General features: G+C 44.1%; 15 protein-coding genes and 1 pseudogene. 4 read left to right on the top strand and 12 right to left on the bottom strand.

The annotated features are described in order from the left end of the window. Positions 1 to 274: 274 nt before the first annotated feature. Both ACGCCZ_RS01805 and ACGCCZ_RS01800 read right to left on the bottom strand, forming a co-directional pair. Positions 275 to 1,225 carry a DUF1848 domain-containing protein gene (locus tag ACGCCZ_RS01805; RefSeq protein WP_054324438.1) on the bottom strand — a complete coding sequence of 317 codons (951 nt, stop codon included), beginning with the start codon at positions 1,223 to 1,225 and terminating at the stop codon, positions 275 to 277. A 101-nt stretch (positions 1,226 to 1,326) separates the two neighbouring features. Beyond that, positions 1,327 to 1,827 carry a pyridoxamine 5'-phosphate oxidase family protein gene (locus ACGCCZ_RS01800; RefSeq protein WP_085533760.1) on the bottom strand — a complete coding sequence of 167 codons (501 nt, stop codon included), beginning with the start codon at positions 1,825 to 1,827 and terminating at the stop codon, positions 1,327 to 1,329. Positions 1,828 to 2,358: 531 nt separating this feature from the next. Here ACGCCZ_RS01800 and ACGCCZ_RS01795 point away from each other — a divergent pair. The 3 genes from ACGCCZ_RS01795 to ACGCCZ_RS01785 are packed head-to-tail and all read left to right on the top strand — an operon-like array spanning position 2,359 to position 3,147. Next, positions 2,359 to 2,580 carry a hypothetical protein gene (locus tag ACGCCZ_RS01795; RefSeq protein WP_411655153.1) on the top strand — a complete coding sequence of 74 codons (222 nt, stop codon included), beginning with the start codon at positions 2,359 to 2,361 and terminating at the stop codon, positions 2,578 to 2,580. Continuing rightward, complete coding sequence (locus ACGCCZ_RS01790) at positions 2,556 to 2,906, top strand: discoidin domain-containing protein (RefSeq protein WP_411655152.1); 351 nt, start codon at positions 2,556 to 2,558, stop codon at positions 2,904 to 2,906. Before ACGCCZ_RS01795 ends, ACGCCZ_RS01790 begins: the two co-directional genes overlap by 25 nt. Next, positions 2,803 to 3,147 carry an MGH1-like glycoside hydrolase domain-containing protein gene (locus ACGCCZ_RS01785; RefSeq protein ID WP_411655252.1) on the top strand — a complete coding sequence of 115 codons (345 nt, stop codon included), beginning with the start codon at positions 2,803 to 2,805 and terminating at the stop codon, positions 3,145 to 3,147. Before ACGCCZ_RS01790 ends, ACGCCZ_RS01785 begins: the two co-directional genes overlap by 104 nt. Here the strand turns inward: ACGCCZ_RS01785 and ACGCCZ_RS01780 are convergent. From ACGCCZ_RS01780 to ACGCCZ_RS01745, 8 genes and pseudogenes are all read right to left on the bottom strand, one after another. Then, positions 3,103 to 3,786: a flavodoxin gene (locus tag ACGCCZ_RS01780; protein WP_242967307.1), complete on the bottom strand. Its 684-nt coding sequence runs from the start codon at positions 3,784 to 3,786 to the stop codon at positions 3,103 to 3,105. The genes ACGCCZ_RS01785 and ACGCCZ_RS01780 overlap by 45 nt on opposite strands. Before the next feature lie 6 nt (positions 3,787 to 3,792). Further along, positions 3,793 to 4,020 carry a hypothetical protein gene (locus tag ACGCCZ_RS01775; protein ID WP_411655151.1) on the bottom strand — a complete coding sequence of 76 codons (228 nt, stop codon included), beginning with the start codon at positions 4,018 to 4,020 and terminating at the stop codon, positions 3,793 to 3,795. 19 nt (positions 4,021 to 4,039) lie between these two features. Beyond that, a complete protein-coding gene (locus tag ACGCCZ_RS01770; protein ID WP_085533754.1) occupies positions 4,040 to 4,579 on the bottom strand; it encodes a flavodoxin family protein in 540 nt (179 codons plus the stop codon). Continuing rightward, entirely contained in the window at positions 4,572 to 5,534 is a 963-nt protein-coding gene (locus tag ACGCCZ_RS01765; protein WP_411655150.1) for an alpha/beta hydrolase, read from the bottom strand. The genes ACGCCZ_RS01770 and ACGCCZ_RS01765 overlap by 8 nt, the downstream gene beginning before the upstream one ends. Before the next feature lie 23 nt (positions 5,535 to 5,557). Further along, on the bottom strand, positions 5,558 to 6,418 hold the full coding sequence (locus ACGCCZ_RS01760) for a DUF3737 family protein (RefSeq protein ID WP_411655149.1): 861 nt from the start codon (positions 6,416 to 6,418) through the stop codon (positions 5,558 to 5,560). Between the two features lie 187 nt (positions 6,419 to 6,605). Continuing rightward, complete coding sequence (locus ACGCCZ_RS01755) at positions 6,606 to 7,175, bottom strand: aldo/keto reductase (protein WP_411655148.1); 570 nt, start codon at positions 7,173 to 7,175, stop codon at positions 6,606 to 6,608. Positions 7,176 to 7,218: 43 nt separating this feature from the next. Continuing rightward, on the bottom strand, positions 7,219 to 7,341 hold the full coding sequence (locus ACGCCZ_RS01750; RefSeq protein ID WP_411655251.1) for an aldo/keto reductase: 123 nt from the start codon (positions 7,339 to 7,341) through the stop codon (positions 7,219 to 7,221). A gap of 145 nt (positions 7,342 to 7,486) precedes the next feature. After that, positions 7,487 to 7,717: pseudogene (locus ACGCCZ_RS01745) on the bottom strand (cyclophilin-like fold protein); the annotation flags it as partial. A 500-nt stretch (positions 7,718 to 8,217) separates the two neighbouring features. Between ACGCCZ_RS01745 and ACGCCZ_RS01740 the strand changes: the two are divergent. Continuing rightward, positions 8,218 to 9,111, top strand: coding sequence for a LysR family transcriptional regulator (locus tag ACGCCZ_RS01740; RefSeq protein ID WP_411655147.1), 894 nt, complete (start codon positions 8,218 to 8,220; stop codon positions 9,109 to 9,111). A gap of 303 nt (positions 9,112 to 9,414) precedes the next feature. Here the strand turns inward: ACGCCZ_RS01740 and rlmD are convergent, their stop codons facing one another. Both rlmD and ACGCCZ_RS01730 read right to left on the bottom strand, forming a co-directional pair. After that, positions 9,415 to 10,638, bottom strand: a complete 1,224-nt coding sequence (rlmD, locus tag ACGCCZ_RS01735; protein ID WP_411655146.1) for a 23S rRNA (uracil(1939)-C(5))-methyltransferase RlmD — start codon at positions 10,636 to 10,638, stop codon at positions 9,415 to 9,417. Positions 10,639 to 10,842: 204 nt separating this feature from the next. After that, positions 10,843 to 11,790, bottom strand: a complete 948-nt coding sequence (locus ACGCCZ_RS01730) for a GNAT family N-acetyltransferase (RefSeq protein ID WP_082402240.1) — start codon at positions 11,788 to 11,790, stop codon at positions 10,843 to 10,845. Positions 11,791 to 12,569 lie beyond the last annotated feature (779 nt).

Genomic DNA, 12,569 nt, shown 5'->3' with positions numbered 1-12,569 from the left:
GCGAGATTTTTCAGAACATGTGCGTGATGGCTTTCTTAGCTCAAATACGCTCTATGAGATGTGTTCGAAACATCAAAGCCTTCTAAAAGCATGGGAGTAAATTTTTATTTGATCTTATTGGATCGGGTGCTTTTTGAAATGTAAAGTTATAAATCTCACAAAGTGGAAAGAGGGCCTGTAAAAAATTTCCTATCAAAATCGGGCAAAAGCCCTAAGAAGTAGAAAAATAAAGAAAAATGTTTTTTCCTATACATCTGTTGAATAGAAAAACCTTTTACCCATCCATCTCTCTGTCAAACCGCAACTGTTCTTCACGGAACGATTGGACATTCCGCTCAATAATGTGGTCCTTTGGGCCGATCTGTCCACAAAGCAGAGGGGAGGTTTCTTTATACAAGCGGACTGTTTCCGCCACTTTCTGTGGGCTGAAATTGGCATAGCAGTATTTACAGCCATTCCCACAGGTGTGATATGCGCCAATATCGATGCTTTCCATACAACCGCAAGTGACGCGTTGGTTTCGGTCCTTTTTTCCACGGAGAGGAACTCCAATGATGCGTTCGATTTGCCGCGCATCAATGCAGTGTCCATGTTGTACGCCCAAATCTTGGAGGTCGATTGTTTCTGAACAGGTTTCCACAACCATACCGTTGTTTGCTGCAATTCGTACCAGATGCTGAACCATGTTGAGTAGGACTTTCCCCTGTGGAGGCGTTATAGAGAGCCCTCTTGTATTGCGTTGTGTTTTGCTATACAAGTCAACAAAGCTGATAACAACTTTTTCGGTACATCCGCGCAGACGCTCTGCAATCTGTGCAAAAGCGTCCAGGTGATAAGAGACTGTATACCGCATATTTAAAAGAATGGGATCGTACCGCCAAACCATTCGGTCCTTCCCAATGCGAGCAGCGAGCGATTGAAAGACAGGAATCAAACAATCTTTTTTGTTGGGTAGGTATGGTTCGATATCCCGGCCATAGCTGGTCAGTGTAAACTGGAAATAGTAGGGGTATGCAGAAAGATCTCCCAGACGGGACAACATATTTTCCGGATTTTTGGTCCAAAACACAATGCAATCCACCACCGATGGGGATAGAGGAATCCGGCTGATTTGGTGGGGATTCATCGGGTTTCGAACGAGGACAAAGCCCTCTTGGAGCCGGTGAATCAACCAATTTACATAGTAGTTTGGAAGATCGGTTCGACGGCTGGCACTGAGGATCATGTTTGGGACCTTCTTTCCATGGGATGGCAAAACGACAACTTTATCAAATTAAATAGAGATGATGGGCAACATATAACGATTGTTAAAGCTGTGGTTATCTGTTAAAAGATGAGGTGTTGTCTGGAGTCGTATCCCTCTTTTTTAAACCCTGACCACAAAAAATCGATGCGGGAAGGAATGATTTTGATGAGGTACAGGACATGGGGCATTTTTTTCAAGTTTTCTGCTTTGATTTTTTTGAATGCAAGCAACTCTAGGTATTCAGCCGACCACGGTTCAATAAGTTCTGCTTTCCCCGTGACCTGCATACCACCAAGCTTTCCAAAGCCTTCATAGGCGTCATAGATCGCAAGACAAACATTGGAATTGCCCTCTAAAGCCTGAAATTTTAAGCCGCCTTCAGAGAGCATCCAAAATGTATGATCTTTATAGGTATACTCAATTGGCGTACAGCGGACAAAATCGCCGTTCCCACAGGCCAAAGCACAGGTATTATGTGCTAAAATAAAAGCCTCCATCTTTTTCAGAAGGGATGACCGTTCCATCTGGATGGCCTGTGCATCCTTTTGTTCCCAATAAGTGGCGGCTTCTTTGTAATTCATCGTGAAATCCCTCTTTTCTAAAATGAAAGGGGCAGATATTCCCGCCCACCAGAATATTTCTATTGATATTTTCTTCACGCTATTCCAGCGCCTTTTCAGAAATAGACGAGCCTGATAACGTTGGCTACGTTCCAGACAAGACGCCCTTTTGCCTTTTTATCATACATCCAATGGTGGCAATCATCAAGTTCCGTTTTTGCTTTGAGAAGAGATCACACAATCTAGAGCACGATGGAGGCGGGACAGACACAATGATTTGTATCACCCACCCAGAAATTTTGCATGTCTTATTTGGTTATTCTTCGATGGACTTTTCTTTGGCTTAATATAGAATAACGTCGACATGATTCATAGGAAATATCACTATTTTGCAATGGTGATATAAAGCGAATCCATATATTAATTTAATGATGATAAAAATTATGTAATATGCTTGTTCTGCGGTAACCAACGAAAATTCAACGCAAGAGGGAGGAGGTTTTATTAAAGGTCGCAAATAAATTTTTGAGAAAGTGGAGGAGGTTGTTCAAGATGAAAGGGAAAGAAGTATCTACATTACCCGCAATTGCAATGATGGCATCGTATGTTCCATCCATTCAGGCATACGGTGTCGCAGATAACGAACCAAAACAAATCCAATCAATCAACGCCTTTGCAAGTAGTGAACAGGATGATAATGGAGTTCATCGTGTTGCTACCTATGCAATCGACGGGGATGAAGAGACCAGGTGGGCAACGAATGGCGAGGAATGACTTCTGAGCAGATGAACCACGCATGGCTGACCGTTGACCTGGGGGCAGTGTATGACTTGAGCAAAATTAAGATCTTGTGGGAAGGACAATCGGAATTCAGCCGTACGGGCGCTTGGGCTAAAAAATACGAAATTCAGGTATCGGATGATAATGAGCATTTTAAAACGATATGCCGCAACAACAATGGGCGGTATGACCCCATTCCAGAGAACGGCGTAAGAGATCCGGAGTCCTTCCAGGTGTGCGGACAGGGATCATCCAAAGTACAGCCCAGCCAGTTATTGGAGAAGTCCGGTCTGGATGGATCAGGCGATGTTTGCCGTTGAAGCAATGCACAATTACGGCAGAGATGAAGAAGCGGTTGCATCCGCTTACCGTCTGTTTGACCATGCAAAAGGGCTGCTGGGAGGTGAGCCGATTAACGAAAACTACAATCCGAAAACGGGAGACCGGCTCAACGCCACGAATTTTGGATGGTCGTCGGCTGCATTTTATAAGAGGGATTGCCAATGCTTTTTTTCTTCACCAGTCGAGGGTGTCCACCCACTCGGCCAATGCTTCTTTTGACATCGTGCTGTCTAACCTTGTTCCGGAGAACCATGTAACATCTTCTGAGACCAGATCGTGAAGATTTTCAACGCTAGAGCCAATTTCGCTGCTTCCAGAGGTACAAAATGGTACAATGGTCTTTCCAGAAAAAGAATAACTCTCCAAAAAGGTATAGATAATTTTAGGGGCTTGCCCCCACCAGATGGGATAACCAAGAAAAATGATGTCATATTCACCCATTTGGTCTACAGTTCCTGCAATTTCAGGACGAGAGGCAGGGTCATTTTGCTCTATACTGGTGCGGCTATCTTGATTACTATAATCTAGATCAATCTCTGTATAGGGAGTTGCGGGAACAATCTCATATAGATCTGCAGGGAAGAGTTCTGCTATATATTTCGCAAAAATCTCGGTATGGCCTGTACAGGAGAAATAAGCAACCAGAGCTTTGTTTTTTCTATCAGAGGGAATGGCATGATCTGTTTCTGTTCGTGGAGAGTCCGGTCCTTTTTCTGAAAGTGAATGGGATGAGGTTCCTTGGGATACCCCTGTGACAACACCCTGTTCTTGGCTCTTTAAATGAATTCCACAAGCAGTACATATGAAAATCAGACCTAGACTACAGACAATACTGAAGACAAATTTGATAGATCTCAATAGAATTCACCTCTTGCTCATTTGATAAATTAAAAAGTCCAGGTGGTCGATCCGCTTTTGGTTTTCGTGTACAGCCCGTAATAGAATAGAGCGATGTTTGGAGAGGAGCCGGAGAAGATCGGTTTTTTCTGCTGCCTTTGCCAAAATTACGCACTGCCTGACCATCTCTTGATCGCACCCAGCGTCTATTAAATTTTGGTAGAAAATTCCCCATGTATCGGATGCTTCTGCCATATATTGCCTCCTGCCCCAATTATATCGCTTTCCCCATTTCATAAGCCTTTTGTAGAGCGGAGTGACCTTCAATAGTCCCTGCTGCATCGACTCCATTGCCCAAAATAGTTCCAGCCAAATGTGCTTTGGGAAAGCAGGAGATCCAACCGCGTAACCCAGCAATAGCGCCATCTATAGCATGTATGTCTTCCTCCGCTGCAGCGGCCAGCAAGTAAATATCCCGGAAGGAGTAGTTGGAGAAAAAGAGGGGATTGGCGCGGTCCAATAGGGTTTTCATCTGACCAGACATTTCGTAGTAATAGATAGGGGTAGCAAACACAATAACATCAGCGGTACGCATTTTTTGCACAATCATATCTGCATCATCATGGATAACACATCTTTGCGATTCCTGGCAGGTGAGACATCCTTTACAAAAATGAATGGTTTTATCACGGAGAGAAATGTGTTCAGCATAGTTTCCACTTTCCTGTACACCACGGACGAATTCGTCCGCTAAGCGCTCGGAATTGCTATGGCTTCGAAGACTCGACGACACTACTAACACGTTTTTATTCATAAAGCCCCTCCTTTTGATAGGCCATTTTCAAAAATGTATCAATTTTATCAAAAGGGATGCGATCCATACGGTCGTATAGATCGATATGTTCGGCGTCCCTCACGACATATAATTCTTTTGGATCTTTCGCCTGGGCATAGACCGTTTCGCTGAATGATTTGGAATGAGCTCGATCTCCGACGAGGAAGAGTATGGGACGGGGGGAAATCTCGTCAAGATGGGAAAGCAAGTTATAATTCAGGAAGGGAATGTTGCTGGTTGTGGTGAAACCGCCTCTTGCTCGCTCGTGATGCCCACGCTTCACCGCATAAAAACGGAACCACTCGGCGTTTTGCACATCCAAATCGGCGGGAACGGTGTCAAGCGGCCTTTCCGGGAATGTAGGAATATACTCGGGCGTATATCCATTCTCAGCATCCTTCCACCGTTGTGCAGCAAGTGTGTTTTTGATCTCTAATATTTGTTCAGGTGATTGTCCCAGTCTGGCTACAGCACTCATATCATACAGACTTGCGGTGATAACCGCCTTGATACGCGTATCCACTTGCGCGGCGGATAACGCGAAACCGCCGCTACCACAGATTCCGAGGACGGCGATGCGTTTCCGGTCGACAAACGGTTGCAATCCAAGATAGTCCACACCGGCGCTAAAATTCTCTGTAAACAGTTCTGGTGAGGAAATATGACGTGGTTCCCCTTCACTTTCTCCCATATAGCAGGGATCAAAGGTCAGGACTATGTATCCGCGTTGTGCAAGCTCATTGGCGTAGACACAGGGTCCCTGTTCCTTCACACCGCCATAGGGGGCGCCCACAATGACTGCAGGGTGCACGTGAGACTGGTCGAGAGACTTTGCTGAATATAAATCACCCGCAATCATCAATCCATAACGGTTGGGGTAACGGACATGTACCCTTTTAATCGTTTCATTTAGTGCACAGATGTAATCGCTCATACGGATGCTCCTTTTCTATTTTTTCAAGCGCTTATTTCGGCGTTTTGTCCGCAGGAAACTACGATATTTCCCTTTGCATATGTGTCGTTTAGGATTACCTCGCCGATAGATGGGACATAAATTGTACCGGATAATGGATTTTTTATGCTGACAACTGGTGTTATAATAGTCGCATTTACTTCGGATTTTTCAAAACATAGATCGGTATGGTACATCTCACAATGATCCAGAGTCAGTTTTTTACAATAGCAGAAAGGCTGGGTACCTATTATCTTACAGTTGATGAGTGTAAGACCTTCGGAATACCATGCCAGATATTCACCTTTTAACACGCTGTTCTTTATCGTTACATTTTGTGAGTGCCAGAAGGCGTCTTTGGTGTCCAATATACTGTTTTCGATGATTACATTTTGCGTGTATTGAAAGGCATATTTTCCTTTCAGCTGTACCTCGGAAAAGTGCAATGACTCCGCCCGCAACATAAAATATTCGCTTGCAACGGTACAATGGTGCATTTCAAGATTTTGTACGGACCATCCAAATTCGGCAGAGAGGATATCGCAGTTAGCCAGAACAACATCGTGGCATTCCCGCAGAGCCTTGATTCCGTGCAACTTGCATCCTACAATCTCCATGTGGTCAGAATACCAAAGGGCAGCCCGACAGAAGGAGGTCAACTCGGTATCTCGGATTTTAAGGTTATGATTATGCCAAAATGGATATCGAAGGTTGAAAAAGCAACTTTGAATTTTAACATCATGGCATTCCTTTAGCGCACTTTCTCCATCCATAGGTCCATCGAATGTACAGTTTTTCAGATAGAGTTGTTCTTCGCCATAGAGCGCACGTTCCATATCGAAGGTGTGGTGTTCAATGAGTCTCATATAGGGCCTCCAAGCTCATTTGTAGTTGTTTGAATCTACATGCATCACGGACATTTTTATTAATGCTTCATTTCCGCCGTGAATTCTTCATGGACAGCAGAAGAAAAGACTGAGGTTGTCTGTGTTGAAGGGCGTTTTGGTGTAGATTTTTGATCTCTATAAAAACCTTTCTCTATAACCTCTCATCTTATAGGCTCGTTCGTACTGGATTCTTAAGATAATTATAGACACGTCGGACCTCACTTGGTTTGAGAGGGTCCAGCATCTGTGGACGGCCTAAGTCGAGGGTAGCGATCTGTTGCATTTCTTGTGTAGTCAATGTAAAGACCCAAATGGTAAAGTTTTCTTTCATACGGTCTTTGTGGACAGATTTAGGGACGATCGAGACACCACGCTGCATATTCCAGCGGAGAATGACCTGAGCGATGGTTCGGTTGTGAGCTTTTGCAATTTCACGCAATATGGGGTTGGAAAACATGCCGTTCAATCCCTCTGCAAACGTTGCCCAAGCTTGGGGAGCAATCCCATATTCTTTAAGAAGTTCGTCATCCCTTTGATAGAAGGGGTGGAGTTCCATTTGGTTGACTGCAGGAATCACATCGGCATTATTACAGAAATCGATGATGCGGTCAGAACCGAAGTTGCTCACGCCAATGGCACGAATACGGCCCTCTTTATAGAGTCCCTCCATAGCTCTCCAACTTCCATAGTAATCACCAAAGGGCATATGAATCAGGTACAAATCCAGATAGTCCAAACCTAGACGGCTTAAAGATTCGTCAAAGGCAACTTTCGTTTTTTCATCCCCCTATCTGGTGGATATAAGCCTTTGTCGTGACAAACAGTTCTTCACGGGGAACTCCGGATTTTTGGATAGCTCTGCCGACTGCTTCTTCGTTTTGATAGGAGCTTGCCGTATCGATAAGGCGATGACCAGCTTAAATTGCGGCCAATACTGCTTTTTCACATACGTTGAAATCCGTTATCTGAAAGACGCCGAAGCCCTCTATGGGCATATTCTTACACCATTATTCCGTTTCTGCTGTTTCATAAGGACCTCCTATTCGATCATTCTGCTGCGGTGACTGTAATGACTCCCGCTAATTTTTCGATGCTGTCTTTTCCAGGAATTGCTTGGCCCAGTTCGTACAATTGGTTGCCCTCACCAAAATAATCATAAAACATGACAACGTCCTTCCAAGGCGCGTAATAGTACAAACTACCAGTATCCGCATTTGCTAAGGGCGCATCGCAGACATCCAGCGCCTCTGGAGGGCAGAAGACTTTTTCATTGGTATTAAAGTCGCTGACTTCTCATGTTAATGGGGGTGTTCGTACAGTTCCTTTGCAGCAACACTGTCATTTAATTCGTATACAAGGATCGTCTCACTATTCTGCACTTGAATTCTCATCTGTGATACCTCCTTTGAATTGGTTTCGCTCTCTGAGAACATAGCTGGGGTTGACGAGGTTAAATCGTTCTGTGTAGTTGTCACGCAGGAAGATTCATTTGATTTTTCCATTTCTTCTTGCCTATCAGCAAGGTCTTCTCGATTTATTCCGGAGGAGATTTCAGGTGGCACTGTCCGATGAGTCCTGTTGCATCCAGAGAGCCAAGCCACCTCAAGGATTATCCATAAAAAGACAAATATTTTTCCATTTCATTCATCTCGTGGAATGTACCTTTGTGATTTTAGTATACGATTCAAAATGAATGATAGCAAATACTTATATCAAATACGCAACTATGCTTTGCAACTATAGATAAGTGTGATATATTACTTTGTGGAGGCGGTTCTATGGAATTACGTGTATTACAATACTTTCTAGCCGTAGCAAGAGAACAGAGTATCTCTGGGGCGGCGGAATTCTTACATCTTTCACAGCCAACCCTGTCCCGTCAGTTGAAAGACTTGGAGGAAGAACTGGGAAAACAGCTTTTTATCCGTGGTAACCGAAAAATCACATTGACTGAGGAGGGGGTCCTGTTACGGAAGAGAGCAGGGGAAATCCTGGAATTGGTCAAAAAAACTGAGCAGGAGATCGCTTTAAGCGATGATACCGTGGCAGGGGACATTTATATTGGTGCTGGTGAAACCGATGCCATTCGGGTGATCGCAAAAGCAGCTCAACAACTCCAAAGAAAATATCCTGAAGTTCGCCTTCATATTGCCAGCGGCGATGCTGCGGATGTAGTTGAAAAGTTGGATAAAGGGTTAATTGATTTTGGCATTCTGTTTGACCCTCAGGATTTATCAAAATATAATTATTTAAAGATCCCAGAAAAGGATACTTGGGGTGTATTGATGCGACGAGATGCCGCTTTGGCACAGAAAGCATGTATCCGTCCGGAGGACTTATGGGATAAACCCTTGATTCTATCTCGCCAGCATCGTGAAGGGAGTGCTTTGCTTATGTGGCTGAATCGCAGTGAAGCAGATCTTCATATCGTAGCAACATATAGTTTGCTATATAATGGCTCCATTTTGGTAGATGAGGGAATCGGTTATGCCATTACTCTGGATCGAATTATCAATACCAATGGAAGCAATCTTTGTTTTAGGCCTCTAGCGCCAACTCTTCAGGCAGGGTTGTGTGTGGTTTGGAAAAAATATCAAGTATTTACTAAAGCAGCAGAGTTGTTTCTAGATAGTTTACAACAAACGATACGTACAACGGACCGACAAAATTGAAAACACCGCACCAGAGATTTTCCTGGTGCGGTGTTTTTGTCTCATAAAAATGTTGTTTATTTTCCGGTGTATTCGAAGGATTCTATATGTGATCATGAATGGTTTTCTTATTGGCAAAAGCCAACAATCGCTTTTAAAGGACTTGCCGGCAAAGATCGTGTCAATTAAAAAGAAAAAGACCTTTTCTATTACGTAAGAAATATTGGAATACTTAAGTTCGTTGGAATGGTATTTTCAAGGATGCTGGTGAACAGAATCATTTATACAAAAACTCATCTGTTCTGAGATAGAAAGAGCCATCGGTCAATGAAACGGGAAATTACCGATAGGTTCATCTGTGCTCCGCTTGGATAATAAACATACCGTCTCCACATGATTTGTATGGGGAAACATATCCACCGGCTGGATTTCCTTCACTTTGTAACCTGCTCGTACCAAAAAATGCAGGTCACGTTGAAGCGTCTCCGGGTTACAAGAGATATATACAATTTTGTTTGGCGATAAAGCAACAAGGGAAGTGAGAAAACGTTCATCACTGCCCGCACGCGGTGGGTCCATCAATACCACATTGACCGATTCCCCTTCATCTGCCATCGCGGAAAGGAAATCTCCTGCATCTGCATTGTAAAAGTAGACATTTTTAATTCCATTACGCTTTGCATTGGAAATCGCATCGCGGACTGCATCTCGGTTTAATTCCACGCCGATTACATGGCCCGCGCCACGTTTTGCTGCAATCAACCCGATGGTTCCTGTGCCGCAATAGGCGTCCAAAACCGTTTCCTTTCCAGTAAGCCCAGCAAGCGCGATCGCTTTATCATACAACACTTCCGTTTGTACGGGGTTGATCTGATAAAAGGATTTGGCAGAAATGCGAAACACACAACCACATAAGGCTTCCTCAATATAACCTGGACCATAGAGAACCTTCTCAAAGTCCCCCAACACCATACTGGTTGGACGGTTGTTGACATTTTGGAGAATCGTCGTAATTTCTGGATGCGCCTTTCGCAGCGCCTTTACAAAATTGTTCTTTGATGGAAGAATTGGAGAAGAGGTTACCATGACAACCATGACTTGTCCACTGACAAAGCCACGCTTTACTAACACATGCCGGACAAGCCCCCGGCCAGTGTCTTCATTATAGGGCTCCATCCGAAAATCTTTCATGAGCTTTCGAATCGTCCCTACAATTTGGTCCGCTGTTTCATCTTCAATCATACAACTTTCCACTGGGACAACGCGATGGGTGCTCGCCTGATATACGCCAGAGATAATCTGCTTCTTTTTATTGAGAGCAAATGCAGCTTGCACCTTATTGCGATAGTGGTAAGGATATTTCATACCTACGATGGGATTCACCTTGTGGAAGCGGCCCAGTAACCGCTCCACCAATTCCTGTTTCCAATGCAACTGGCGCGGATAGGACATATTTTGCAGCTGACACCCTCCACATTTCCGATACAGAGGGCAAGGATTTGGATTTCGTTCTAAGGGCTGCCGTTTTCTCTTTTCTAACTCTTCCATTACGTTTCTCTCCAATCCATAATGTATGAACTCTTTGCCGTTCTCTCATCAGCCGAAGGTCCGGTCTAATCCAATAGCAATTTTTCATTCAAAATCTTTCCTGTTTTTCTATAGCACATGGCGCTGCCTGCACTCGATGTACATAACTAGACCGGCCTCGCTGTTCACCATACAGCAAGCTTTCAATAAGGCGGACATTCCTGCTTATGCCTGCATATTTTCTGCCCAAGTCATGCGATAGGCAGGTTGGCCTGTTGCATCATCTATATGCCGTTCAGCGATTTGGAAGCCATGCCTTCGATAAAACCGAATTGCGCGCTCGTTCTTTTCATAGACTTCAAGCGATAGGGTATGATGATGGTTCTGACAAAATGTAAGAAGTCTGCTTCCAACGCCTTTGCCCTGATGCGATGAATCTACAAAAATCCCAGCGATGTAGTCCCTCTGTAAACCCACAAAGCCGCGGACGGTTTCTCCTTCCAAAGCGACCCAAATCTCTGATTCTAGGAGCTGTTCTCGAACAGAAGCAGCGGCTTCTTTCCAATACGCCTCTGAGATAAATGCGTGCGCCTGCTGATTTCCATGCTGCCAAAGCGCCATACAGGTGTCCAATTGACATGGCTTCATCCGTTCTATGCGGTCTTTTTTGACACAGAAAAGGATATGTGGCATGTCGATTCCCTGGTAGTGCTTGACCATCATACCCACTGCCTGCATGCCATTGCGCTTTGCCACACGTTGGGATGCAAAATTATTGTCGCGGATGATCGAATACACCTCTGGAATACCGAGTATTTCAAAGGCATATTGTTTACAACCCTGTGCAGCCTCTGTTGCATATCCATTATGCCAATAATCCTGCCGAAACAGATAACCGATCTCCACAACGCGCCGGCCATCTCCAATTTCCTGCATTGTAAGCCCTGCTTGTCCTACAAAGGTGTTTGTTCCTTTTAATAACACTGCCCAAAGTCCAAAACCGTCCATCTGATAACGTACAATCTGTCTATCCAACCATTCCTGTACTTCTGTGTCGCTAAATGCATGCTCATAAGCATACATTGCAATTTCATCCTGTAAAATTGTACACAGGTTGCCAAAATCATCCTGTGTCAATCTGCGCAGGTAGAGCCGTTCCGTCTCAAAAATCATACTGTATTCCTTCTTCCTGATTCTCAATTTGCTATACAATTTCCTGTTCTAGATTAGCGATAGAGATAGCCCGTCATTTTGCGGCTGCCGTTTTATCGCCGTTTCCCTACTCACAATATCCGTTCGTTTAATAGCGATAGGGGTATCCTGCTTTTTGCGGAGGCTGTCCCTATTAAAAATATTTATTCAAATATTCGCAGCGATCCCTTATGAGCATCTCAAAACTGCAACAGAAAAGGCTGGGCGGCTATTACTCATCCATATCACGCTATATGATTCTCAATTTAAAATGTGCGGGTAGCTCTTTCCACCTACAGGCAAGTCTCGGACGAGAACCGGCCGGTATGTTATAACAACGTTTCCGTTTTGAGAGCGTTCACACAAGGGGGCTATATCCATCTCTACAATCTGTTCCTACCCAGGTTATGTATCTCCTGCTGAGTGAAACTCCATCTTTTTGGATTTTTTTCATGTGTACGAACTCCATCTCATTCTCCTGTATCGGATTCTCCACCTTATCTGAAAACAAAGGTAGGACGAGCCGTTGGCAAATAAAACTCTTATAACGTTTTTCAGTGGTTCTTTCAAAAATCCTTTGGGGGCGAAATCCCTGACAATTTCTGTAACATTTTTCTCATAGCATTTCAACACATTCGTTGAAGCGGCGCACGAAAAACGCGAAAGCGTTTCACGATAAATGCGAAAACTCACACGAGTATGGAAGTCGTTTCGTTAATATCGGCGGCATGGCTACAACCAACCAGTAGGCTACAAAACAT

Origin of the sequence: Anaeromassilibacillus sp. SJQ-1 (assembly GCF_046693725.1) — a bacterium.
Classification (GTDB): domain Bacteria; phylum Bacillota; class Clostridia; order Oscillospirales; family Acutalibacteraceae; genus Anaeromassilibacillus.
Note: the sequence above shows the minus strand (reverse complement) of the source record. Positions and strands in the feature narration are given on the sequence as shown.

Excerpts from the sequence above, each read along its gene's own strand:
- rlmD (WP_411655146.1), bottom strand. The coding sequence starts at position 10,638 with ATGGAAGAGTTAGAAAAGAGAAAACGGCAGCCCTTAGAACGAAATCCA.
- ACGCCZ_RS01775 (WP_411655151.1), bottom strand. The coding sequence starts at position 4,020 with ATGGCAGAAGCATCCGATACATGGGGAATTTTCTACCAAAATTTAATA.
- ACGCCZ_RS01740 (WP_411655147.1), top strand. The coding sequence starts at position 8,218 with ATGGAATTACGTGTATTACAATACTTTCTAGCCGTAGCAAGAGAACAG.
- ACGCCZ_RS01730 (WP_082402240.1), bottom strand. The coding sequence starts at position 11,790 with ATGATTTTTGAGACGGAACGGCTCTACCTGCGCAGATTGACACAGGAT.
- ACGCCZ_RS01800 (WP_085533760.1), bottom strand. The coding sequence starts at position 1,827 with ATGAATTACAAAGAAGCCGCCACTTATTGGGAACAAAAGGATGCACAG.
- ACGCCZ_RS01770 (WP_085533754.1), bottom strand. The coding sequence starts at position 4,579 with ATGAATAAAAACGTGTTAGTAGTGTCGTCGAGTCTTCGAAGCCATAGC.
- ACGCCZ_RS01760 (WP_411655149.1), bottom strand. The coding sequence starts at position 6,418 with ATGAGACTCATTGAACACCACACCTTCGATATGGAACGTGCGCTCTAT.
- ACGCCZ_RS01765 (WP_411655150.1), bottom strand. The coding sequence starts at position 5,534 with ATGAGCGATTACATCTGTGCACTAAATGAAACGATTAAAAGGGTACAT.
- ACGCCZ_RS01795 (WP_411655153.1), top strand. The coding sequence starts at position 2,359 with ATGAAAGGGAAAGAAGTATCTACATTACCCGCAATTGCAATGATGGCA.
- ACGCCZ_RS01805 (WP_054324438.1), bottom strand. The coding sequence starts at position 1,225 with ATGATCCTCAGTGCCAGCCGTCGAACCGATCTTCCAAACTACTATGTA.